The 25,661-nt window shown below is 72.6% G+C and carries 11 protein-coding genes; 7 read left to right on the top strand and 4 right to left on the bottom strand.

What is annotated here, in order from left to right:
• Positions 1 to 58 precede the first annotated feature (58 nt).
• The gene (locus tag LQ326_RS18930; protein WP_234538291.1) at positions 59 to 1,129 is read right to left on the bottom strand and encodes a fatty acid desaturase family protein; all 1,071 of its coding nucleotides are present in this window, start codon (positions 1,127 to 1,129) and stop codon (positions 59 to 61) included.
• A gap of 548 nt (positions 1,130 to 1,677) precedes the next feature.
• Positions 1,678 to 3,849: a TerD family protein gene (locus tag LQ326_RS18925; protein WP_234538290.1), complete on the bottom strand. Its 2,172-nt coding sequence runs from the start codon at positions 3,847 to 3,849 to the stop codon at positions 1,678 to 1,680.
• Positions 3,850 to 4,347: 498 nt separating this feature from the next.
• Between LQ326_RS18925 and LQ326_RS18920 the strand changes: the two genes are divergently transcribed.
• From LQ326_RS18920 to LQ326_RS18895, 6 genes are read left to right on the top strand one after another with little or no spacing between them, the layout of a single operon-like run.
• A complete protein-coding gene (locus LQ326_RS18920; protein WP_234538289.1) occupies positions 4,348 to 8,022 on the top strand; it encodes a hypothetical protein in 3,675 nt (1,224 codons plus the stop codon).
• A 56-nt stretch (positions 8,023 to 8,078) separates the two neighbouring features.
• Positions 8,079 to 8,273: a hypothetical protein gene (locus tag LQ326_RS18915; protein WP_234538288.1), complete on the top strand. Its 195-nt coding sequence runs from the start codon at positions 8,079 to 8,081 to the stop codon at positions 8,271 to 8,273.
• Positions 8,270 to 10,567 (top strand): LamG domain-containing protein, encoded by a 2,298-nt coding sequence (locus LQ326_RS18910; RefSeq protein ID WP_234538287.1) that lies wholly within the window; start codon positions 8,270 to 8,272, stop codon positions 10,565 to 10,567. Before LQ326_RS18915 ends, LQ326_RS18910 begins: the two co-directional genes overlap by 4 nt.
• Positions 10,564 to 11,967, top strand: a complete 1,404-nt coding sequence (locus LQ326_RS18905) for a ComEC/Rec2 family competence protein (RefSeq protein WP_234538286.1) — start codon at positions 10,564 to 10,566, stop codon at positions 11,965 to 11,967. The genes LQ326_RS18910 and LQ326_RS18905 overlap by 4 nt, the downstream gene beginning before the upstream one ends.
• A 6-nt stretch (positions 11,968 to 11,973) precedes the next feature.
• Positions 11,974 to 16,440 (top strand): DUF6603 domain-containing protein, encoded by a 4,467-nt coding sequence (locus LQ326_RS18900; RefSeq protein WP_234538284.1) that lies wholly within the window; start codon positions 11,974 to 11,976, stop codon positions 16,438 to 16,440.
• On the top strand, positions 16,437 to 18,257 hold the full coding sequence (locus LQ326_RS18895; protein ID WP_234538282.1) for a hypothetical protein: 1,821 nt from the start codon (positions 16,437 to 16,439) through the stop codon (positions 18,255 to 18,257). Before LQ326_RS18900 ends, LQ326_RS18895 begins: the two co-directional genes overlap by 4 nt.
• 72 nt (positions 18,258 to 18,329) lie before the next feature.
• Here LQ326_RS18895 and LQ326_RS18890 read toward each other — a convergent pair whose 3' ends face one another.
• Together LQ326_RS18890 and LQ326_RS18885 are read right to left on the bottom strand one after the other, a co-directional pair.
• Positions 18,330 to 19,283, bottom strand: a complete 954-nt coding sequence (locus LQ326_RS18890; RefSeq protein WP_234538281.1) for a helix-turn-helix domain-containing protein — start codon at positions 19,281 to 19,283, stop codon at positions 18,330 to 18,332.
• A 611-nt stretch (positions 19,284 to 19,894) separates the two neighbouring features.
• Entirely contained in the window at positions 19,895 to 20,929 is a 1,035-nt protein-coding gene (locus LQ326_RS18885; protein WP_234538280.1) for a helix-turn-helix transcriptional regulator, read from the bottom strand.
• A gap of 548 nt (positions 20,930 to 21,477) precedes the next feature.
• Here LQ326_RS18885 and LQ326_RS18880 point away from each other — a divergent pair.
• The gene (locus tag LQ326_RS18880) at positions 21,478 to 25,590 is read left to right on the top strand and encodes a carboxypeptidase regulatory-like domain-containing protein (protein ID WP_434056952.1); all 4,113 of its coding nucleotides are present in this window, start codon (positions 21,478 to 21,480) and stop codon (positions 25,588 to 25,590) included.
• The last annotated feature ends 71 nt before the right edge of the window (positions 25,591 to 25,661 follow it).

Genomic DNA, 25,661 nt, shown 5'->3' with positions numbered 1-25,661 from the left:
AGAAGCCCGCCGGCCGCGACGGGCTCGGCGGCCCCCGCCCCGCGACGCCACTGTGCCGTCAGGACGGCCTGCGCCGCCGCCTGAGGGGTTCTCCCACCCGGTGCAGGTGCGTCAGGGCCTCGCGGTACGACCGCAGCAGCCCGGTCTCGTGGTACGGCACGCCGATCTCCGCGCAGTACTCCCGCACGATCACCCGGGCCCGCCGCAGATGAGGCGTGGGCATGCTCGGGAACAGGTGGTGTTCGATCTGGTAGTTGAGGCCGCCCAGTAGCACGTCCGTGCACCAACCGCCCCTCACGTTGCGGGAGGTGAGCACCTGGCGCCGCAGGAAGTCGGGTCGCTCGTCACCGGTGAGGGTGGGCATGCCCTTGTGGTTCGGGGCGAACGTACCGCCGAGATAGACACCGAAGAGACACTGGTGGACGGCGAGGAACGCGACGGCCTTGCCCAGAGGGAGCACCAGGAACAGCGCGGACAGGTAGGCCGCCAGGTGCAGGAGGAGCAGCGTGCCCTCCAGCGTCCGGTGCTTCATGGACGGCGAACGCAGCGCCCGCAGGCTCGCCACATGCAGGTTGAAACCCTCCAGCGTCAGCAGCGGGAAGAACAGGAACGCCTGGTGGCCGCCGATGACCCGGCCCAGGCCGCTGCTGCCGCGTGCCTGGTCGGTGGACCACACCAGGATGTCCGGAGCGACGTCGGGGTCGAGTTCCTCGTGGTTGGGGTTGGCGTGGTGCCGGGTGTGCTTGTTCATCCACCACCCGTAGCTCATGCCGATGACGAGGTTGCCGAAGAGACGGCCCCACGCCTCGCTCGGGCGGCGCCGGCGGAAGACCTGCCGGTGCGCCAGATCGTGTGCCACGAGGGCCACTTGGCCGAAGACAAAGGCCATGGCGGCGGCGACAGCCAGCTGCCACCAGCTGTCGCCGAGCGCGAAGAAGGCCGTCCCGCCACCGAGCAGAGCCGTGATCACCAGGCCGAGCCGCACTGTGTAGTAGCCCGGGCGCCGGTCCAGCAGGCCTGCGTCGCCGATGCGTCGGGAGAGTCTGGCGAAGTCGCTGCCGGGACCGGAGGGCCGCGCAGGGCCGGCGGGCGTCGCGGCCGTGACGGGAGCGTCGATGGAGAACGTCATACCGCCGAGTCTGGGCATGGCCGCACCGCGCCGACAGCGGGCCAGCCACCGGATCCGCAGGGGGACCACCGCCCGGGCCCCGCTGGGGCTACCACCCCTCCCGCGCCGCTGACCTCGGCCTGGAGGCCGTCTCAGCTGCCGGGGCAGGCGCGCCGGACGAGACGACCGAAAACAGAAGGGACGGCGAGAACGCCGAGAACGCCGAGAGGGCTTCGCGAAGGCCGTCGCCCGCGACGGCTGCCAGGCGGGCAGCAGCCTGGTGGCGCGTGCCCTGACGCGGCTGCGGCGGCGCGGCGGCCGGGTCCCGTCCAGAGGTCTTTGCCGGCCTTGAGCCGGTGTTCGATCCGGGCACGGGTGACGCGGCCCTGTCGGCGGGAACACGGTCATGGCGGAGATCTGTCCGGCCGGCTGGTCCGCACACGAGAACCGGGAGGCGCCGAGTGGGCGCCTCCCGGTTGGGGTCGACGGCGAGGAAAGCGAAAGAACTTGTTCAGTAAAGGAGTTGAGAAGGAAGCCCCTTCATGGCCTCGCCACGGCAACGGTAGCACTCAGCCCGGGATCAGGTCGCGCAGGTTTTCCAGGGTGATGATCCGTGAGTCCGGATGCAGTCCCGCGGGACGTTCGAGGCCGATGTACGTCACGGGCTCGGCCGGGGCAGGCTCGCCGTCCCACAGGTCCACGGTCGTGGAGCCGCCGGACATCAGGCCGATCAGGTACCGCACCGTCAACTGCTCGCGCTCCACGACGGCGCGTACCACCTTCGACACGGACACCTGGTTCTCCTCGACCCGGTTGGCCGACGAGATGCCCTTCAGATACAGATGCAGCCACTTCGCGTGCCACCGGCCGTCGTCCCCGCGCCGGAACACCAGCGGCAGCGCCACCCGGCCCACCCCGCGCAGCTCCGACTTCATCCGCACGGTGCGCGGCTCGAACGGCCGGCCCTTCTGCTCGCCGTCGCGCAGCATGAAGCCGAAGAACGACTCCTCGACCTCCTCGAAGCTTTCGCCGGCGTAGATGTTCACCTGCGGAACGACGAAGGTGCTGCGCACTCGGTCCAGGGACAGGTTGATGAACTCCGAGGCCCCGTCGGGCGCCTCGGTGATGTCACCGGAATGCTCGCCTCCCACGGCTTTGAGGGACGTGTAGGAGAGCCAGGAATCGGTGCTGTAGTCGGTGTGGAGAAGCAGCGCCGACAGGTCGTAGTCGGTCCGCGCCCTGGTCTGTTTCCAGTACACGAAGAAGCGCAGCTGGTCGCCGTCGACCACGGAGACCGACCCGCGCGGCAGCACACCGAGCCCGGCCGCGGTCGCCCGGCCGCTGAGCGGAAGCGCCACGTCGAGGACATCGGGGTCGAGCAGCAGCCGGTCCGGCGCCGGGAGCCGACGACGCAGCTCGGCGTCGAGGGCGGCGATCAGACGGTCGCGGTCGGCGGCCGGGACCGGCGACCGGTGGTCGGGGGTCGCCCAGGCGCGGCCCCGGCGGTTGACGAAGATCCGGGGCCGGTCGCTCTCCCCTGCCCGGTTGTGCAGGTGCTCGCGCACCGAGAGCACGACGCGGCCGGAGACCTCGGGAGCGACCTGCACCGCGGCGGCCACCACCGCGTCCCGTTCCTCCCGGTCGGCGGCGATGCGCAGCAGGAGGTCCAGGGCGCGGAACAGCCTGCCGGGCGCGGACTTCAGCAGCCGCACCGCACCGAGTACGTCGAACGCGTCGAGCAGCTCCTCGAGCCGGCTGTCGAAGGACCGTGCCTCCCGCTCGCCCCGCGCTACCGCGAACACGTCGGCGGCGTGCGGCCAGCGCGGGTACTCGTGCGGGTGGAGGCGCTCGCCGAGCCGCTTGAAGGGCTCCCGGTACGCGTGCACGTCGGCGAGCTTCGCGGGGTTCGCCGCGACCACGGCGTCGAGTCCCGCGAGCAGTCCCCGGCGCAGCGGCCGCGACAGCGACCGGAACCGGGTCGGCTCCCGCAGCGTCACGTCACCGCCGGAGAGCGCGCAGGCCAGCCGCAGCACATCGGTGACGCTGTCGAGGAGGAGGTCCGCCCCGACACCGAGCCGGGCCGCGTTGACGACCGCCCGGTTCTCCCGGACCGGGATCGCCTCCGGCCGGGGGCCGAGCGCGCACCGCTCGGCGAGGGCCTTGAGGTCGCGCAGGTCGTCCTCGCCCAGCGGGGTCGTGCTGCCGGCCAGGGCCAGGTACAGGTCGGTGAGTTCGTCGTCCAGGTCCCGGCCGAGATGCAGGACGGTGATCCGGTCGCCCGCGGAGGCGACCAGTTCGTCCTGCGCCGCCAGCATTTCCTCGTAGGTGTGCTGGTAGCGGCCGTACGTGGGGAGGCTGAGCAGGTCCAGCACCCCGTGTTTCAGCTGCTTCAGCACGTTGTCGCGCGACTTCTCGTCGCCGAGCGCCTTCGCCACGCACCGCATCCAGAACTCTTCGGTGTCCGGCACGTTCGCCGGGAAGTCGATGAAGTACGCGTTGTGCCGGACGTGGTCGCCCACCATCTCGCCCACGGTGCGCAGCGTCCGCCTGGCCGTGTGCACGACCGCGGCCTCGGACAGTCCCGACAGCCGCTCCAGCAGCTCCGCCGAGAGCTTGAAGCCCACGGACGCCAGCGCCGCGTCGAACTGCCGTGCGGCGACAGCTCCGTCCCCGGCGGTGCCCTTGGGGGTGGGAAGACGGTGGGTGTGCCGGATGACCAGCGATTCGAAACTCTGCGCCATTCGGCGATGATCGCAGAGGTGTACGCGCCGGTGCACAGGAGTTTTCGTCCGGCGACGTGGCCCGCCCTGGCACCGGCCGGTGACGGGCGGTCACCGTGCGCCTGCCCGGAGGGGGAGGAGGCCGGAGCGTGGCACGAGCGGACCGAACCGGGGCCCGCGAGGGCCGGGCCGCGCGGCCACCACGGGGCATCAAGGCCCCGGGGCACCGGAGCCGGGGCCGGAACCGGTCGCCTGCCCGGCCCCGCCTTCCGGTACCGCCGACCTGCCTTCGGGTACCCCCGGCCTGCCTTCCGGCTCCACCGACCCGCCGGCCGGTACCCCCGACCTGCCCGCCACGGCGCCTCCCTCCGTGAGCGGCCACACCCCGGCGGTACGCGGCTGACGTGAGCACGGTCCCGCCCCCTCCTGCGGAATGCCCCTTCCTTGCCTGTCCGCTGCCTCGTTGCCGGGCGGGGGGCTGTGCGCATACTTCGGCAGGCCGGGACTGGGGGGATCGCATTGGGCAGGCTGCTTGTCGTACCCGTACATCTGGACGCGCTGTGCCTGGCGGGAGAGCGTCAGGTCACGGAGCCCTTCACGGACTTCACGAGGCTGCCGTACCGGGACCCCGTCGACGGGCACGATCACCAGGCGGACATGCCCTACGTCAGCGAGACGCTGCTGTCGGTGCCGTTCCAGGACCAGGGCTTCCTGCTGAAGCCGGGCATCCATCTGCACTGGTCGCTGCCCGACGCGCTGACCCGGCTGGCATCGTCGCAGGACGCGGCGGGCACGGCGCCGGTGGTGCCCAACCGGTGGCTGGTGACCCGCTGCGCGGGCGGGGCGGTGGCGCAGCAGTGGGTGGTGGAGAGCGACTTCCTGTCCGAGGACAACGCGGGCGGAGTGCCGTATCCCTACATCGCGGACCAGATGGACGGGCCCGAACGGCTGCCGTACCGGCTGCTGGGGCGCAGGGTGCCGCTGACCGCCTGGCGGCCGGCGGGGCGGACCGGCTCGGCCGATCCGGCGGACCGGGCCCGCTACCTGCGGACGCTGACGGCGGTGGGCTACGGGGAGCCGGCCTTCGCCTCGTTCTATCCGCACTGCCACAGCGTGTTCGGGCTGCACGACCCGGCGTTCCAGGGGGTGCCGCCGCAGGACGTGACGTACGACGTGCTGGGCTGGTACGAGGACCCGGGCCAGGACGTGCTGGCGGCCGCGCTGGTGTCGGCACGTGCTGCCGGGACCGGCTGGCCGGACGTGCTGCGCACCGCCTTCGGCTGGACGGCGGCGGCGGACGGCGGCCCCGCACCGGACCGGATGGTGTGCTGGGGCCACATCGCGTTCACGCCGGACGCGGGGGAGAGCCAGGACTCCGCGGCCGACGACACCGGGGTGTGGGTCGGCAACACCCCGACGGAGGCACTCGCGGCCCATCTGGGCGCCGTGCTCGACGGCACCGGCCTGGCCCCCGACGACCTGGAGAACCTGCTGGAGGCACTGGCCTTCGCCGAGGAACTGGAGTCGGCACCGCTGGACGTCGGGCTGAAGCTGCTGGAGGCCCGGCACGCCGACACCTTCCGGGCCGTGCCCTCCGGACACCTGTGGACCGTCACCGACGACCGGGCCGGCCAGGCCGCGGACGCCGACCTCACCGCGCTGCCGCGGGCCGCCGGGACCGCGCTGAACACCCTGAACGTCGCACAGGCGGCCTGCGACCGGGCGGCCGCCGAACTCACCAGCCTGCGGCAGGAGTTGTACGCCGACTGGTACCGGTACATGCTGTGCGTCCACCCGCCGGACACCAGCCGGGACAGCTACCCCGACCCCGACCAGGTGCTCTTCCACGTGCGCCGCCGGGCCGCCCTCATCAGCCGCCGCGCCGCCCGCGCCGACGCCCTGGGCCGGGACCGGGACGCCGCGCGGGCCGATGCCGAAGCCCAACTGCCCGACGGCTACCGGCTGCTGCCGGGTCCGGCCCCGCAGTACTACCTGCCGAACGAGCCCGTGGTGCTGCTCACCGGCCCGGCCGCGACCCCCTCCGACCGCTTCGGACAGGACGGGCTGCTGGCGTGCCAGGTCACCGACGGCGAACTCCCCGACGGCGCCGATGCCTTGCGCGCTCTGCGCGACACGGTCGCCGCCCTGCCCGCCCTGGCCGCGCTGACCCGCACCTGGCAGACGCAGCCCTGGCATCCGCTGCTGCTCCAGTGGGAGGCGGAGTTCTTCCCGGCGGGCCCGAACGGCAACCTCAACCCGGCCGGCCGCGACTTCCACACCGACTTCGTCACCGCCGCCTACACACTGCCGGCCGACCAGGCCGAACTGCGCCCCCGGGCGGCCGGCGGGGCGGTGCTGGCCAAGGCCGCCAACGTCTACACCGGGGCCGCCGTGCTCTCTCCCTCGGCCCGGCCGCTGCTGGCCGCCCGGATCCTGCGCTACCTGGCCGGGCCGGTACTGGCCGCGCTGGAGGGCACCGTCACCGAGGAGGCGTTCACCGCCGACCCGGACCCGGTCCTGGACCGCTTCCTGGCGTCCGGCAAGGCCGATCAGCGGGCGGCCGCCCTGGTCGCCGTCCACCGCCACCTGGCCGCCCACGAACAGAACAACCTCGCCCAGGCGCTCGGCGGTTTCGACGACGCGCTGCTGATGCGCCGGCTCGCCCGCCAGCTGCCGGTCGCCGACCCACTGGGCTTCCCCGACCACCGGGCGGTGACCGAGACCGAGGTCGCCCCCGCCGTGGCGGGCGAGAGCCGCCACACCCCGCAGCCGCTCAGCGACTTCAACCCCATCAGGGCCGGAGCCTTGCGGTTGCTGCGGCTTCGCATGGTCGACACGTTCGGCAGCGTACGGGACATCCCCGTCGACACCGTCGGAACGACCAGCCAGTTACGGGTCGAGGGGCATCCCGGCTGGGTCGGCCTGCCGCCCCGGCTGGCCCAGCCGGCCCGGCTGTCGCTGCGCTGGCTGGACGCCGACGGCGACCTGGCCGAGATGAACGACATCCCCGCCACCTCCCCGGTGTGCGGCTGGCTGCTCGGCAACCGTCTCGACGGCAGTGTGGCGGTGCACGCGGCTGACGGCGGCGCGCTCGGGTCGGTGTACGCGCTGCCCGACGACCCCGACCGGACCGCTCTCTGGCAGCCCGCCCCCGGCCGGGCCCCGGTGCCGGTGGACGCCATCGGCAACCCGCACCTGCGGGCGGTCGTGGCCCGGCTGCGCGACTCGGGTCCGGACGGGGTGGCCGCCTTCCTGGGCACCCTGGACCAGGCGCTCGCCGCCATCGAGCCGGAGGACTACGCCCTGAACCGGAACCGGGCCCTGCTGGTCAGCCGCCCGGTGGCGGTGGTACGGGCCACGGTGAGCCTGGAACTGGCCGGGCGCCCGGCCCTGCACCAGGACTGGAACGTCTTCCGGCAGGACCTGCGCCGCGGCGGCCGCGAGTCCAACGGCTTCACCCGGGTGCGGTTCCCGCTCCGGCTCGGCGACCACGGACGGCTCGGCGACGGGCTGGTCGGCTACTGGCCCGAGGAACCCGACGGGCGGCTCGGCCCGGTGCTGCACTCGGTGACCGACGGGGACGAGACCGAGGACGCGGCGCTGTTCCAGGCGATCGACGCCCCGGCCCGGGCGCTGACCATGCTGGTCGACCCGCGCGGCGCCGTGCACGCCTGCTGCGGCATCCTCCCGGCGAAATCGCTGCGCATCCCCGACGCGCACTACCGGGACGCGCTCGCCGCGATGGAGACCGCCTTCCTCACCGCCCCCGTGCTCGGCGACGGCACCGCCGCGGCCCCCGCCCTCCCGCTCCCGGACGAGCCGGGCTTCGTCTGGTGCTGGCTGGAGCGGGACACCCCGTCCGGCACCGGCTGGCTGCGCACCGGCAGCGAGCCGCTGATCGACCGGGCCGCCGTCCTGGCAGCCTTCCCCGGCGAGCCGCGGCTGTGGCGGCAACTGGCCGACGCGGGCTGGCTGGCACCGCTCGACGACGACACCGCGCTGGTCACCCCCGCCGAACAGCGCCCCCCGCTGCCCACCGCGCTGACCGGTCACACCGACGCGCTCACCGCACTCCTGGAACGGCCGGTGCTGGCCCAGCCGCGCCCGGACGCCTCCTTCGCCGCCCGGCCCACCGCCTGGGAAGGCTGGCTGACCCTGCGGCCCCGCCCGGCCACGAACGCCGGCCGACAGTGACCAGCACCCATCCGAACGAGACGAACGCCGACCGACAGTAGGGACGCAGACCACCCATGCCCGCGACGCCGCCGCCCCCGGACACCGCTGCCCGTATCACCCTCACCCTGGGCCTGGACGAGACCAACCTGGTCCTCGAAGCGCTGGGCCAACTGCCCTTCGCCCGCGTCTACCAGCTGATCGCCGCCATCCAGGACCAGGCCCACAAGCAGCTCGCCAACCAGCCCGCCGACGGGGGGACCCCGGCATGACGACCGCCGATCTCATCCTGCACTGGCACCTGGACGAGGTCCTCGCCGCGGACGGCGTCGTCGACGCCTCCGACAACCACCTCAACGGCACCCCCGAGGGCGCCCCCAAGAGCCTTCCCGACGAGCGCTTCGGCAGCTGCCTGGCACTGGACGGCGCGACCGACGCCCTGACCCTGGGCCAGACCCCCAGGCTGGCGCTGACCGCCGGCTACACCGTCGAGGCCTGGATCAACCCCGGCCACTTCCCGGCCCACGGGGCCGGGATCGCCGCGACGGCCGCCCAGGTCTTCGCCCTCGCCCTCGCCGCCGACGGCTCCGTCGACCACGTCAGCGCCGCCGGGGCCGCCACCGTGACCGCCCCGCCGGGGTCCGTACCGGCGGGCGTGTGGACGCACATCGCGGCCACCTCCGACGGTCAGGCGGCGCGTACGTACATCAACGCGACCCTCGTCGCCGAACGCCCGCTGCCCACCGGCACCGCACCCGGTCCGGCCGCCGACGCCCTGGTCGTCGGGCGCCTCGCCCAGGGCCCGCTCGGCCACTATGACGGGCGTCTCGTCCACGTCCGGGTCTACGACGGCCCGCTGACCGAGGCCGAGATCGGCCTCGACATGGCCGAGGACGAGGCGGAACTGGCCGCGTTCGTCCGCAGCCACCCCGTCGACTTCGAACTCGCCAACCAGGACCAGCACCCGGTCCTGTTCATCGACGACGGGCTCCTGGGCCAGCCGATGACGCTGACCGTGCGCAACACCTCCCGGCAGGAGATCACCCTCCGCCCGCTCACCGGCCCCGTCTCGGCCGTCAACCACCACCTGGCGCTGCGGTTCCGCCCGCAGACCCTCGCCACCACCCCCGAGCCGGTGCTGAACGCCCCCGGCTGGCAGGTGCTGCGTGCCCCGGACCCCAGCACCGGCGGCGACACCCTCTACTTCCTGTGCACCGCCCCCGCCCCGCTCCGTCCCGGCGCCGGCCTCACCCTGCCCCTGACGGGCATGAACGCCGACGGCCGCGGCGGCACCCGGGGCACCCGCGTCGAACTCGGCTACCAGCAGCTGACCTTCACCGGCGAGACCGACGAACTGTCCGGCTCCCGGCTCCAGTTCCTGGACGTCGTCAACCACCTCGGCCGTACCGACATCCCGCTGCGGGCCGCCTTCTCCGGCGGCAACCGGGTGCTCAGCGACGGCTCGACGCCCAACACCCTGCGGCTGCGCGTCGCCAACGCCTCCCACGACCAGCCCCTCACCCTCACCGGCACCGCCGACAGCGGCGACGGCGCGGACGGCGCGACCTCCGTCGTCGTCACCCTCGACGTCGAGCACGCCGGCGAGTCCACGGACTGGGCCCTGCTCACCGCCGGTGCCGCGCCCGCCGCCACCCTCGCCGTCACGGGCACCTCGGACCCGGCCGGGCTCCCCGTCACCGCCTTCCCCCAGCCCCTGCGGGAGATCGGCGCCCAGAGCCTGCAGTGGAAACTGACCGTGCCCCGCACGGTGACCGTGCCGCCCACGGGCTGGCTCGAACTGACCCTGGCGGGCCTCGTCGTGCCCGCCTCCCTGGGCCAGTCCCAGGTGTACGTCAGCTACGTCAACGTGCCCGGCTACGCCGACGCCGCCACCGCCGTCACCGTGGAGAAGTCACCCCTGCTCTTCGCAGGCCAGCGTGCCGGGCTCGGCACCACGGCCCCGCAGGCCAAACTGCAGATCGTCGACGCCCCCACCGACCCGAACAGCGGCAGCCTCGTCCTCGGCCCCACCGACGGCACCAGCTCCAACCTGCGGATGGGCTACCACACCGGCTACAGCTGGATCCAGTCGCACGGCAGCAGGCCGCTGGCCCTCAACCCCATCGGCAACAACGTCGGTATCGGCACGACCGAGCCGTCCAACCCGCTCACCGTCTCGGCCGCCTCCGCCCACCTCCAACTGCGCCGCGACGTCGCCGACGCGCCGGCCGGCAACCTGCTCTTCCTGGAACTCTTCCAGGCCCAGTCGGCCACCCAGACCAACCCCAGCATCCGCTTCCACCAGTCGAACTCCTTCTGGCACCGCATCGAGGCCCGCCCCGAGGGCTTCCACCTCAAGACCGGCGACCTGACCAGCGACGCCCTGGTGGACCTCTACGCGTCCACGCTCCACGTCCAGCAACTGAACCTGGCCGGACTGCTGGTGCGCCTGCACGACGCGGAGGTCCTCAACCAGCTCTCGTCCGGCGAGCTCCAGGTCGAGCTGTACGACATCCCGCACAGCCGCAGCGGGGGCACCTGGACGCTGAGGCTGGTGGGGCAGTGACCGACACCGGCGGTATCGAGGGCGGCGCGGTACGGGTACGCGAGGAACCTCCCAAGAAGAAGCGCAAGAAGGATCGGGCGGCGGGCCTGGCGGACCGCGCGGAGACCATGCGCGTGGAGATGGCGCACTGGGCCACCGACATCGCGGAGTTGAAGGCAACGGCCACGACGGTGCCCGATGTCAGGTCCGGAGCCATGACGGTGACCTTCGTCAACGTGGGCCAGGGCGACTGCACGCTGGTCGTCACACCGTCAGGCCGCCGGTTTCTGATCGACTGCGGATTCGACCCGGCGAGCACCAGTACGGGCCAGGCAGACAAGTACAACGGGATGAAGAGCGACCTGATCGACGACGCCGTCCGGTCGGCCGGGTTCCTGAAGGACACCACGGTCCTGCACACGCTGGTCCTCACCCACGCCGACAAGGACCACAACTCGCGCGTCGCGGAAGCCCTCGCCGGATACACGATCTACCACGTCTACCACAGCGGCAGCTACGGCAAGTACCAGCAGAAGACGCAGCAGCTCGTCACCGACGCGGCCACCCCCGAGCCGTCGACCGACGGCGGCGGGACCGTCGACCCCAACGCCACCGATGCCAACCTGCCCATCAAACAGATCGTCTGCCGCTGGACGGACAAGGACGATCACAAGGCCGGCACGCAGACGGCCGAGATCCTGCTGAGGAGCAAGCCGGTCGCCAACTACGGGAAGGAGAAGGACAGCATCGACTTCCCCCTCACGGGCGGCATCCGCATCTGGCGCGAGGAGAAGTGCACGGTGACCGTGCTCGCCGCCGGTGTGGAGCCAAAGTCCTACACCGCCGTCCAGGACGCCGAGGGCGTGTCGATCCAGGACGGTTCGGGCTCGGAGAACTTCAAGAACACCGGCAGCGTCGTCACGCTGTTCCAGGCGTTCCCCGACGCGAACCCCAAGAAGGTGCTGATCTGCGGTGACACCACCCGCAGTACGGAGCAGTACCTGCTGGACACCCACGCAGACGCCATCAAGGACGTCGATCTCCTGCTGGTGCCGCACCACGGCAGCGCCACCTCCTCCTCCGCCCCGGCGTTCATCGCACAGGTGAACCCGAAGTGCGCGGTCATCAGCGCGGGCGGCCGGCTGAGCCAGTACCGCCATCCCCGGTGGGCGACGGTCAAGCGGTATCTGGAGCACTTCGTCACCGCGAAGCCCGCCCCGGTCGCCCCGCACACCGTCGTCTGTTTCGCCACCGAGGAGGAGACCAGGCCCCGCCCGCCCGACGCGAAGGAGCAGAAACGGCTCGGGATCACCTCGCTGAAAGACGTAGCGGCCGTGAAGGCCGGCTGTTTCGAGATCACGATCACCTGCCCGCTGTACATGACCCCGATGGGGGTCCTCCTCACGGACGGGAAGGGATGACCGGCCATGACACCCGATGAACTGCGCGCCGCGGTCACCGTCACGGACGGCCGGGTCGACCTCGCCCTCGACACGCTGGTCGGCGGGCCGGCGGCGGTTTTCCTCGGCCGCCTCCTGACCGGCGGCCGTCTGGTGCTGCGGGAGGCGTCCCGCGTTGACACGTCCGACGGCGTGACCGTCTCCGGCGCCGGAGACGCCGCCCCCTTCCTGGGGATGACGGTCACCGCGGCCCTGACCGCCGACGGCAACGGCCAGGTGGTGGCGGTCGTCGAGGGTGACGGCGACGAGTCGTGGTCGTTCGCGGGCAATCTGCCGGGGCTGGCGGGCACCGTGTTCGACGGCATGTCCTTCCGGCAGCCGATCCTCGGCATCGATTCGGCCGCCGTCGCCCTGGCCGAGGGCGCGGTGCCGGGCAGCGGTTCGGCCTCCTTCACCGGCACCCTGGTCGTCGGCACCCGGCTCGCCCTGCTCGACCTCGTCTTCGCCGGAGCGGAGCACACCATCGACGGGACCGTGCGCATGGTCGCCGGACTGCCCGGCTCGGACGCGGTGACCGGCACCGTCCCCGACCTGGTGCTCAACGGGCCGACCGGCGGCAGCGCCGACCTCGGCCTCTTCGCCGTCGAACAGCTCCGCTACGAGATCTACGGCGACCCGCGCTTCAGCTACTACCTGGTCGACTTCGACGTACTGGCCTCGCTCCGCGTCACCGGGGTGATCCCCTTCACCACCGCCGCCGGGCGCAACGAGGTCGTCCTGACGACCGAGGTGGTGGGCGCCGGCGAACAGGTGCTCCTGGAAGCCGACTTCAGCGATGTTGGGCCCATTCGGCTGTCCGACGCCGCGGCCCTGGTCGGACCCGCCGGGCTGCCCGTGCCGGACGGCCTCGACTTCGACATCACCTCGCCGGTCCGCCTCACCGACCTGGCACTGCTGCTCACCCCGGGGAAGCCGGACCTGGTGGCCTCCGTCCGTGTCGTACTGCAGACCCAGGACACGTGGTCCGTGGTCCCGGGACTGCTGACGCTCCAGGCGGTCGACGCCTCCTTCCGCATCGAGCGGCCGCTGTCCGGAGCCCCGAGGGTGCTGGGCACCCTGAGCGGACTGCTGGCCGTCGGCGCCGCCGGCACCCTCGAACTCGTCATCGACTTCGGCTCGCGGACGCTGGCCGGACAACTGCGGGACGGCGACGGGCCACTGCACATCCGCGAGGTCTACCAGCAGTTCCTGGGCGGCGACCCGAGCCATCTGCCCGACATCACCGTGAAGGCCTTCGACTTCCTGCTCACCCTGCCGGGAGACGGCCAGGAACTCGCCTACAACGGCACCTTGGATCTCGCGACCGACTGGCAGATCACCGACGGCTTCTCCCTGGCCGGGGTCGCCTTCACCCTGGACCACGCGGACTCGGCCACCACGTTCACCGCGGCCGCGGACTTCGTCGTGGGCGGCGCGGACATCCAGCTCACCGCGGGCTACGACCCCGACCCCGCCGAAGGCTGGACCTTCGCAGGCAGCACCGAGGACGGCGTGCGCATCCCCATCGGCGACCTGGCGGACGACGTCGCCCAGCGGTACGGGGCGAGTCTGCCCGCGCCGCTCGCCGGGCTGACGGCGCGGAACCTGGGCCTGTCCTTCTCCAGCGGGCGGAACCGGCTCCTGCTGACCGCCGAAGTCACCCTCCCCGTCGACCAGTCGACCGAACTGGACCTCACCGTCACCATCGACACCGCCGAACGGCGCTACAGCGGCGACTTCACCGTCACCGTCGACGGCACGGCCTACGCCTTCACGGTCCGGTTCGCCGACGGTCCCGACGCCCAGCGGTTCGTCGCCACCTACCGGCACGGTGCCCCCGCCGGTCCGGCGCCCACCCTGAAGCGGCTGGTCGGGGCGCTGTCGCCGGCGGCCGCCGCGTACGTACCCGACGGCATCACCGTCGACCTCAAGGACGCCCTGTTCGCCTTCGACAAGGCCGGGCTCACCGGCGTGTACGTGCTGGGCGCCGACCTGGCCGTCACCGTCGACCTGGCGAACCTGCCCCTGGTGGGGGAGCGGTTCGCCGCCGGCGGCGGGACCTTCGGGGTGGACCCGCTGCGGCTGCTGGCCGTGTCGGGGCCGCTGGCTGCGACCGAAGCGGCCGGACTGAACGCCCTGTTGCCGGCGGAGCTGGCCCCGCTGCCCGCGGCCGCGGACCTGACGGCCGGGTTCACCGCCGACGCGGTGCTGAGGCTGGGCGAGCTCACCCAGCCGCTGAGCCTGCCCGCGCCCGGCACCGGTCAGCCCCAGGCCCTCGCCGCGGCCCCCGGGCAGCCGACGGCCACCGACGACAACGTGGTCTGGTACAAGGTGCAGCGCACCTTCGGACCGGTCACCTTCCAGCGGATCGGTTTCGCCTACCAGCGCCCGCCCGGCGGCTCCGCCAAGCTGGCGTTCCTGCTGGACGCCTCGCTGAACGTGGCCGGGCTGGCCCTGACCCTCGACGGCCTCGCGATCGGCCTCGATCTCGCCGACCCGGCCGCGGGACCGCGGTTCGAGCTGCGCGGGCTCGGGGTGGCGTACAGCTCGGGAGAGGTGGAGATCAGCGGCGCGTTCCTCGCCGACACCTTTACCTACCAGGGTCGCGAACTGCCCTCCTACAGCGGCAAGGCGGTGCTGCGGACCAAGACCTTCTCGCTGGGCGCGCTCGGCTCGTACGCCCAACTTCCCGAGGGTCCCTCGCTGTTCGTGTACGCGTTCCTGGACTACCCGATCGGCGGTCCGCCGGTCTTCTTCGTCGAGGGACTGGCCGCCGGGTTCGGCTACAACCGGCGCTTCATCGCCCCGGACGTGGCGGCCGTCGCGACCTTCCCGCTGGTCGCCGAGGCCGCCGGGACACAGGCCCCGGGGGCGCTCGCCGACGAACTGCGGGCACTGCGGGACTACCTGCCGCCGTCGCCGGGCGACTTCTTCCTGGCGCTCGGCGTGCACTTCAGCTCGTTCCGGATGATCGACTCGGTGCTGCTGCTCTCGGTGGGCTTCGGGCACCGCTTCGAGATCGACCTGCTGGGGCTGTCCACCCTGGTGCTGCCGTCCCCGGACGCGGTCAAGGCCGGGGCGACACCGCTGGCCCAGGTGCAGCTGGCGCTGCGCGCCACCTTCGTCCCCGACGACGGATACTTCGCGCTGCGGGCCCAACTCACCGAGAACTCCTACCTGTTGTCCAGGGACTGCCGGCTGACCGGCGGTTTCGCGTTCCAGGTGTGGTTCGGCGAGGACCACCACGGCGACTTCGTGCTCAGTGTCGGCGGCTACCACCCGCGCTTCCCCGTCCCGGCCCACTACCCGGTCGTCCCCAGGCTCGGTTTCACCTGGCAGGTCACCGAGCAACTGGCGATGAAGGGATCGGCGTACTTCGCGCTGACCCCCTCGGCCCTGATGGCGGGCGGCAGTTTCAGCGCGACCTGGCAGGACGGATCGCTCAAGGCGTGGTTCAGCGCGTCGATGGACTTCCTGATCGGCTGGAGCCCCTACCACTACCAGGCGGACTTCTGGGCGAGCATCGGGGCGTCGTACACCTTCAGCTTCTTCGGCACGCACACCGTCTCGGCCCAGGTCGGTGCCCAGGTGAGCCTGTGGGGACCGGAGTTCAGCGGGCGGGCCGCGATCGACATCGGCATCTGCTCCTTCGACCTGGCCTTCGGGGCGGCGGACCCGGCCGGGCCCCGGCCGATCGACTGGGCGGCGTTCCGCAAGGCGTTCCTGCCGGCGGCCGACGACGCCCTGGTCACCGTCGTGCTCCAGGGCGGGGCGGCCGGCACCGGCGGCGCGCCCGCCACGGGCGACCTGGGCAGCGTCAACCCGCTGGAGCTGGTGCTGGGCACCGACTCGGTCATCCCCAGCCATGACGCCTACCGGGGCCCGGAGCAGGGCGGCCGGGCGCTGGACACCGCGGGCGCGGCGACCGCGTTCGGGATCGCGCCGCTCGGCCGGGACCACGACCACCCGGTGGCGGCCACCCACCGCATCGAGATCCGCCGCTCCGACGGCAGCCGGGCCGACGACGGCTTCCGCTACGAGCCGGTGACCAAGAACCTGCCGGCGGCCATGTGGGGCGACCGGCTGCTGCCCTCCGTGACCGGTCCGGCGCTGGTGAACGATCTGCTGACGGGCTACACGATCCGGCCGTTGCCGCCCACCGAGCCGGTCGCCCCGCCCTTCCTGCCCCGGGACGTGCTGCGCGCCACCACGGCCCTGGACACCCAGCAGAACGCCTACCACTGGGTGGACCGGCCGCCGTTCGTCCCGGACGGGCGGGACCCGGCGGCCCGACGCCAGGAGATCGCGGACTCCGTCACCGCCCCGGCCACCGCGGCCGTACGGGCGGCGGTGGCGGCGGCGGTTCTGACCGATGCCGCCGACGACCCGCTGGGCCTCGGAGGATTCGACGCGGCCGGGTTCCTGGTCGTACCGCAGGTGGGGGTGGCGCAGTGACCACGACGCCGCAGGACCGCACGCTGTTCCTCGACTACCAGGTGCCCTCGCTGGCCGCCGGGGACTACTCGATCAAGGTCACCCAGACCATCGGAGTCGACCCCAGGGCGTACACGGCGACGCGGACCTTCTCCGTCGCCGGGGAGCGGTTCGCGTTGCCGCCGGAGCTGGTCGGGGCCGTGTTCCCGCCGGACGGCAGCACCGGCGACCACAGCCATGTGCTCCCGCATCTGGTGCTCAGCCGCTCCAGCCTGCCCTGGGAGCGCGCCCCGGAGGCGGCGCCCGGTCCTGGCGGGCCGCTGCCGTGGCTGGCGTTGCTGCTGTTCGCCGGGGACGAGCGGCCCGAGCCGCAGGTCATGCCGCTGTCGGCGGCGACGGGCACGGCGGACGCGTACTTCCCGCCGCCCGCCGGGCTCCGGGCCGGGGACGATCCCAAGGTGACGGTCATCGACGTGCCCCGGGCGCTGCTGGCCGACCTGCTGCCGACCCGGGCCGAACTGCCCCTGCTGGCACACCTCAGGCGCGGCGACGGCGACGTCTGCGACGGCGCGGTGGTGGTCGGCAAGCGGCTGCCGCCGGCGGGCACGTCCAGCACCGTGCATCTGGTCTCGCTGGAGGGGCGGTTCCCGGCGGGTGGTGACTTCGACCTCGGGCCGGCCGGGCCCGACTCGCTGGTCCGCCTGGTCTCGCTGGCCGGCTGGCGGTTCGCCTGCCTCGACGAGGCGGAGACCTTCGGCAGACTGGCGGCCCGGCTCACCGACGCCGGCAGCCCGCTGCGGCTGCCGGACAGCGGAGAGGAGCACGCCGACGCCTTTCTGCGGCAGGGCTATGTCCCGGTGCGGCACCGGCTGCGCGGCGGCGGCCGGTCGGTGGCCTGGTACCGGGGCCCGTTCGCCATCGGCCCGGCGACCTCCGCCGACCCGGACCAGGGCCCGGCCCGCGCCGCCGACGAGCTGCTGCGCTACCTCCCCGGAGTCGGCATGTTCGACGTCAGCCATGCCGCGGCCTGGGAGGCCGGCCGGCTGCTGGCGCTGCGCAGCACGGGCTTCGCCGGGGCGCTGTACGAGTGGAAGCGCCGTCGCGACCAGGCCGGGAAACGCACCGTGGCCGACGCGCACCCCCTGGCGGTGGCGCCCATCGACGACGCGCTCCCCGCGGGTGTCACCGAGTGGCTGACGGGTCTCTCCCGGCTTCAGGGTGTCCCCTTCGGCTACCTCGTCCCCGACGAGCGGCTGCTGCCGGTGGAGACCGTGCGCTTCCTCCACCTCGACCAGGAGTGGATGCGCCACCTGGTGGACGGCGCCTACAGCCTCGGCCGGGTGGGCACGGCCGACGCCGAGATGGACGCCGCGCATCCGCTGCCGCTGGATCACCCCATGGTCACCGGCGCGCTGATCCGCTCGGACCTGGTCTCCGGCTACCCGGGACTGCTGGTCGACGGCTATGCCGACCCGGCCGGGGCGCGGCCGCTGCCGCCGGTGCGGGTGGAACGCCTGGCACCGAGTGTCCTGCTCTGCCTGTTCCAGGGCGACCTGGCCCGTCTCGACCTCCACCAGCAACCGGAGTCCCTGCACTTCGGGGTGGAACCGCGGCCCGGGGGCACCTTCACCAAGCGGCTGCGGGGCCTGGCCGACACCGCCCCCGACGCCGGCGAACTGGATCCCCTGCCACTCGGCCCGCGCGGCACGGTGCCGGTGCGGCGACTGGCCGACGCGGCGGCGGCGCGGCTGGGCACCGACCCGACGGCGTTCACGGCGGGTGCGCTGGCCCGCCAGATGACGGAGACGGGGGAGCGGGTCACGTTCCTGAGGGGGTGATCCGCGGGGATCGCGCCGCGCGTTCTCCGCGTACCGGGATCCCGGCCGTGCCCCCTGAGTGCCCGCCACACCTCAGCCCTGCGGCCCTGTTCCCGGTAAGGCCGCCGCCGGGCCCGCGAAGACCGCGGACAGCGGAAGTGCCGGGTGGGTCAGAGCGGCCTCGGCGGCGGCGCGCAGGGGCAGTGGCAGCCGGCCGCACCGTTCGGCGAGGGCGGTGGCGCCGAGGCTGTCGGCGGCGACGCGGTCCCCGACGAGGGCGTGCAGCAGCCGCAGCGCGTCGCCGGCCGGCAGCGGGCCGAGCCCGATGCGGTGTGCACCGTCCCGGGCGACCAGGTCCGCGAGGCGGTCCCGGCCGGTGGCGAGCACGGGGCAGCGCGGGGTGCCGGGCAGAAGCGGCCGTATCTGGTCCGCCGACGCCACGTCGTCGAGCACCACCAGCATGCGGCGCCCGGCGAGCAGCGTGCGGTAGCGGGCGGCCCGCTCGTCCGGCGCCTGGGGCAGGTCGTCGCCGGGCACGCCGAGAGCGCGCAGGAAGGCGGCGAGTACGTCTGTGGTGGCCGGTCCGGTGCCGGGTACGGAGCCGCGCAGGTCGGCGTAGAGCTGCCCGTCGGGGAAGGCGTCACCTGCCCGGTGACCCCAGTGCACGGCCAGGGCGGTCTTGCCGACTCCGGCGGGACCGGACACCAGGCAGATGGCGGTGGCGGCGGCCAGGTGGCCGTCCAGAGCCCGCAGTTCGGTGTCGCGGCCGGTGAACGCCGGTACGTCGGGCGGCAGTTGGGCGGGGACCGCGCCGTGGGCCGGGGCCGACGGCGGTGGGGGCGTCAGGTCGGCCAGCGCCATGAGGACCAGGCGCCGGGTGTGTGCCCGTCCGACGCGCCCCGCCTCCAGGTTGCGTATGGTGCGTACCGACACGGCGGCCAGGGCGGCGAGTTCCTCCTGCGTCAGCAGGGCCGCCGCACGGCGCGACCGGACCCAGGATGCGAACGCCTCGGCCCCCAAGACGGATTCCCCGGTGTCGAACGGCACTCCGGAACCTCCACGGAATCTCCCCGAAATCTCCCCTGGTCTGGTGTCGATCGTACGGACAAGTCCGCGTTCCGTGCCCCTGGTTGAGCGGGGTGCCGGGCGGGAATCCAGGCCTTTGCCGGGCCTTTGCCGTCGGCCGGTCGCAGCCGGGCTGCCACGCCGTGAGCAGGGCGTACCGGGCGCGGCGGACGGCCGGGCGGTGGTCTCATGGCGATCCGGATCGCGGTGCGACGCGCTCAACGGTGACGAGGTGCCGACCGGCCCGGCCGGTGGCCGCCCAACCCGGTCAGAAGACCGCAAGGGATCTGACGGCCCGCGGTCGCGCATGCGAAGGGAGAGGCTGTACGGGCCGGCGACGGCGGCCGCGCAGTCGGTATTCTCCGTGGCATTCTCCCCGGCAGACGCGGCATTGCGCCGGGTGTCGCGCAACCGGCCGATGGGCGAACTCATTTCCGTCGCACCGGAGTTTCGGGTAAACGGTCCTGCACCGTCGTGGGGGTGAGCCGTCCACGAACCTGTTCGAATGAGAAGCCGGGCGGGGCGGCCGTCGAATTCGGCCCGGGCTCGGCCGTCTCACGGAAAGGGTGCCCGGAACGCACCGGGAGCGTCGCCTACTCCTCCGGGGCCCCGAGCCAGCCGCGTTCCTGGGCCAGCAGGGCTATCTGGAAGCGGGTCCGGGCGCCCAGCTGCCTGCCCAGATCGCTGATATGGGTCTGAACCGTCCGGCGACTGAGCCGCAGGGCGCGCGCGATGGCGTCGTCCTTCATCCCGGCGGACATCAGGCGAAGGATGTCCCGGGTCCGGCTGTGGACCACGCCGTCGTGTCTTTCCGCGCTCGCGGTCGGCGCAGCGGGCCGGCTTTCCAGCGAGAGGGGCACGGCACGCTCCCATACGCTCTCGAAAAGGGCGGTCAGTACGTCCAGCAGCGTCGAGGAGTGCACGACCAGTGAGCCCGCGGCGGGATCGTCGCCCCGCAGCGGCATGATCGCCGCGACGCCGTCGAAGATGACGAGTTTCATGGGAAGTCCGGGCACGAGCCGCAGCTCTCCTTCCGCGGTGGTGCTCCGCAGGGCCGCCTCCAGGCAACCGTCGTCCGAGATGCCGTCGCTGTCGTACACGGACCGGAGCCGGACACCGGGACGGACCGTGGCGCCCGTTGCGGTGGAGTCGTCGGCGGGGGCGATCCGCGAGGTCACATACGGCGGCTTCGCGAAGTGCAGCACCTCGTGCCGGCTGCTGCGCAGCAGGTGGGCGTAGCGGGCGCCGACCTGTTCGTCGCTCTCGACCACCTCGAAGAGATCCGTGGCGATGTGCCGGCCCGGGGCCGTGCGATAGATCTCGTGGAGCTGTTCCGCGTACAGCTCCGCTCTGGCCAGCTCCTGCCGTTTACGGCCCAGCAGGGCGCCCAGCGAGGAGCGGGGCGGGCTGGCGCTCCAGCGTGTGGGCCGTTCCCCGACGCGCACGGCCAGGAGTTCGGCCTCCAGGGATCGCAGGGCGGCCCGGGCCGCCGTGGCCGGCACGCCGATTCCCGCCGCGACCGTGTCCTCGTCCGCGTCCGGATGGCCGACCAGGTATTCCAGCACCTGCCGGGCGGGAGCGCCCAGACCGGTGCCGGCCCACAACGCGTCTGAGGAGAAAACGTCCATCAGCGACTCCCCGGAAGATCGGAACGAGGTTCACGCCGATGCTACGCAAGTGCGCAACTGCGCGGGCTCGCAGGCGGCGGATCTTGTCAGGTGGGACTGCCGAGGTCAGGATTATCACAGGTCACCAGGGTGGTGATCTCCGTTTCGCCACATGTTCCGGCCCCGGCAACTCCGGTGGCCGCGGCGGGGTGTGCATCCGACCCCCGGTCCCTGCAGCCGACCAAGTCTCAATTACCGAGCAGAAATGGCCCGCGTGTTTTCGGCGGAGGGCCCTATTGGCGTGGAGATTTGTTCTCCCGGGCCCGGATCTCGTCGCGCAGTTAATGACATGCACATGTAACACGCCGTTTATTGTCAATTGCGCTTCGAGGTACGCCAATTGAAGTTGGCGAATACGGCCACGCGTATTCACTGTCGGCCGGGGATCACGTACGAGTCGACCCTTGCAGTGCAAACTGAGGAGTAACGTCTTGCGCCTTGCACCGAGAACCGCTTCAGCTTTACGGCGAAGAGCCGCCGCCTGCCTGACCGTCCTGAGCGCCGCCGCGATGACGGTCGTGGGCATGCAGATCCCGGCCCACGCGGCGGCGCCGTCGGTTTCACCGGCGTCCTCGGCCTCGTCGGCAGCCTCGGCCAAGAAGAAGGCCGCCCTCGAACCGGCCTGCGCCACGCCCAAGAAGGGCGAGGCCGCCTGCTTCGCCCTGCGCCGCACCGACACCAAGGCCGTCAAGGGCCTGCTGGCAGCCTCCGTCACCCCCAGCGGCTACGGCCCCGCCGACCTGCAGAGCGCCTACAGCCTTCCCGCCGACGGCGGTGCGGGGCAGACGATCGCCATCGTCGACGCCTATGACGATCCCAGCGCCGAGGCCGACCTCGCCGTCTACCGCGAGCAGTACGGGCTGCCCGCCTGCACCGCGGCGAACGGCTGCTTCACCAAGGTCGACCAGCGCGGCGGCACCGACTACCCCGCGCCCGACGCCGGCTGGGCCGGCGAGATCTCGCTCGACCTGGACATGGTCTCCGCGGCCGCGCCGAACGCGCACATCCTGCTCGTCGAGGCGGACCAGCCGAGCTTCGAGGACCTCGGAGCCGCCGTCGACCAGGCGGTCGCGCTCGGCGCCAAGTACGTCTCCAACTCCTACGGCACCAACTACAGCAGCACCCCGGGCAGCGGCGAGAGCCAGGACGAGACGACGTACGACACCCACTACAACCACCCCGGTGTCGCCGTGGTCGCCTCCTCGGGCGACAGCGACTACGGGGTGGCCTACCCCGCCGTCTCCCCCTACGTGACGTCCGTCGGCGGCACCTCGCTGGTCCGGGACTCCGGCTCCGCACGCGGCTGGTCCGAGTCGGTCTGGAACCGCAACGGCCTCGGCCCGGGATCCGGCTGCTCCCTCTACGAGCCCAAGCCGGCCTTCCAGACGGACACCGGATGCGACAAGCGCACCGTCGCGGACGTCTCCGCCGTGGCCGACCCGGCCACCGGCGTCGCGGTCTACCAGACCTACGGCGGTGGCGGCTGGCAGGTGTACGGCGGCACCAGCGCCGCCTCCCCGATCATCGCCAGTGTGTACGCGGACGCCGGAACCCCCGTCGCGGGCACCTACCCCAACTCCTACCCGTACGCCTCCGGGACCGGTCTCAACGACGTGACCAGCGGTGACAACGGCACCTGCACGCCCGCGTACCTGTGCACCGCCGGTGCCGGCTACGACGGCCCGACCGGCCTGGGCACGCCCGACGGGCTGGCCGCGTTCCGCAGCGGCCCGCACGGGAAGCTCTCCGGCACCGTCACCGACGACAGCACCGGCAAGCCGGTCGCCGGAGCCACCGTCACCACCCAGGGCGGCGGCACCGCGCACACCGCTGCCGACGGGACCTACTCGCTCGTCCTGCCGGTCGGCAGCTACGACATCACCGTCGAAGCCTACGGCTACGCCAACGGCACCGCCTCCGGCGTGTCCCTCGCCGACGGCGACGCCCTCACCAAGGACTTCGCCCTGACCCCGGTCCCCAGCCGGACGGTCTCCGGCAAGGTCACCGACGGTTCCGGCCACGGCTGGCCGCTCTACGCCAAGATCACCGCGGACGGCGTCCCCGGCGGTCCGGTGTGGACGGACCCCCTCACCGGTGCCTTCGACCTGAAACTGCCCCAGGGCCACGACTACACGCTGCACGTGACCGGCGCCTATCCCGGGTACACGTCGCCCACCAGGAAGATCACCGTCGCGGACGCCGACCAGAGCCTGAACGTCGCGGTTCCGGTCGACCCGTGGGCGCCCACCGGGCCCGCCGGTTACTCGGTGAAGGACGACGGCACCACCGAGACGTTCGACGCGACCGACTCCGCCCCCAAGGGCTGGAGTGTGGTCAACGCCGACGGGACGACCGGCGGCTGGGCCTTCGACGACCCGGGCTCACGCGGCAACACCACCGGCGGTGACGGCGGGTTCGCCATCGTCGACAGCGACCACTACGGCGGCGGAGCGACCCAGGACTCGCAACTGCTCAGCCCCGTGTACGACTTCACCGGCAACTCCGCCCCCGAGATCTCCTTCGCCGATGACTACTCGGCCATCGGGGGCCAGAGCGCGGACGTCGACGCGACCACCGACGGCGGCGCCACCTGGACCACCCTCTGGTCCGCCACCGACACCTTCGGCGGGGAGAAGGTCGAACTCCCGCTGACCGACTACGCCGGCCGGGCATCGGTGCAGCTGCGCTTCCACTTCACCGGCTCGTTCGGCTGGTGGTGGAAGGTTGACAACGTTTTCGTCGGCGAGCGCCACGTCACGCCCCTGGCGGGCGGTCTGCTCACCGGCACCGTGACGGACGCCAACACCGCCACGGGGCTGGCCGGTGCCACCGTGACGAACAAGGACGACAGCAAGCAGAGCACCGTCACCGTCGCCACCCCCGACGACCCCGCGCTGGGCGACGGCGTCTACGCCCTGTTCTCCTCCCTCGGCAGCCACGGCTTCACCGCGGCGAAGCCGCACTACGCCGGGCTCGACAAGACGGTGCAGGTGCGGGCCGACAGCGCGGTCGGCGCGGACTTCGCACTCGGCGCCGGGCAGCTGACGCTGGACAAGACCTCCATCACCGCGTCGGTGGGATGGGGCGAGCAGACCACCAAGACCCTGACGGTCAAGAACACCGGTACGGCACCCGCCACCGTCAAGCTGGGGGAACAGCCCGGCGGGTTCAGCATCGAGTCCGCGGGCGGCGCCCCGCTGAAGCTGGTCAAGGGCACGTACTCCCCGCTGTCGAGCAGGGCCGCCGCGTCCGCCGCGGGCAGCACGGCCAAGGTGGTCCCGGGGGCCGCCGGTGACGCCTGGCAGGCGGCCCCCGACCTGCCGGCGAAGCTGATGGACAACGCTGTCGCCTCCGACGACGGGAAGGTCTACTCCGCCTTCGGCTTCGACGGCAGCGCCGACACCAAGGACATGTACGTCCTCGATCCGGTCGCCGGCACCTGGACCAGGCTGGCCGCCGCGGCGGACACCCGGGAGGCAGCCGCCCACGGCTTCGTCGACGGCAAGTTCTACGCCGTCGGCGGCTGGGGAGCCGGCGGCGACCCCGACTCCAAGCTGGAGATCTACGACCCGGGAAGCGACGCCTGGACCACCGGCGCGGCCTCGCCCAAGCCGTACGCGGGCTCCGGCAGCGCCGTGCTCGACGGCAAGCTCTACGTGGTCGGCGGCTGCGGGGCGGACTCCTGCGGCTCCACGGACGTCACCGTCTACGACCCGGCCGCCGACAGCTGGTCCACGGTGGCCGCCTACCCGGAGCCGATCTCCTGGAGTTCGTGCGCCGGCATCGGCGGCGAGCTGTACTGCGCGGGCGGATACAACGGCAGCAGCGAGGTCAAGCACACCTACGTCTACGACCCCGCCGCCAACGCCTGGTCACAGGTCGCCGACCTGCCCGTCACCCTCTGGGGCGCCGCGTACACCTCCGCCAACGGTCTGCTCGTCACCGCCGGTGGTGTCACCCAGAACAGCATCACCAACCAGGGCTTCGCCCTCGACCCGAAGGCCGGCACCTGGACCGCCCTGCCCAACACCGACACCGCCACCTACCGCGGCGGAGGCGCGCTCGGCTTCTTCAAGGTCGGCGGCGGCGTGGCGCTGGCGACCCCCGCGACCACGGTGGAGGTGCTGCCGGGCTACGACCAGGGAGAGTCGAGCGACGTCAGCTGGCTGAGCGAGAGCGGACAACAGCTCACCCTGCAGCCCGGCAAGAGCTCGAAGGTGACGATCACCCTGGACGCCTCCGTGGCCGAGGTGACCCAGCCGGGAGACTTCACCGCCCAGCTGTCCTTCAGCACCGACACTCCGTACTCCGTGCCCAGGCTCCCCGTGGAGATGCACGTCGCCCCGCCCAGCACCTGGGGCAAGATCACCGGGACGGTGCTGGGGGTCACCGCCGGCGGCGGCACCGCGCCGATCGCCGGGGCGACCGTCCAGATCGACACCTGGGCGACGAGCTACACGCTGACGACGGACGCCCACGGCGGGTACGCCCTGTGGCTCGACGTCCGCAACAACCCGCTTCAGGTCATCGTGGCCAAGGACGGCTTCCAGCCGACCGTCGCGACGGTGAAGATCAAGAAGCGTTCCACCGTCACCAAGGACTTCACCCTCAAGAGAAAGTAGGACTCGCCGAAGGCGGCCGGGGTGGGACGCTCCCGAACGGGGGCGTCCCACCCCGGCCTTGGCACGGGCCG

This window comes from Streptomyces shenzhenensis, assembly GCF_021462265.1.
Taxonomy (GTDB): domain Bacteria; phylum Actinomycetota; class Actinomycetes; order Streptomycetales; family Streptomycetaceae; genus Streptomyces; species Streptomyces shenzhenensis.
The sequence above is the reverse complement of the archived record's forward strand: the minus strand, read 5'-3'. Positions and strand labels throughout refer to the sequence as shown.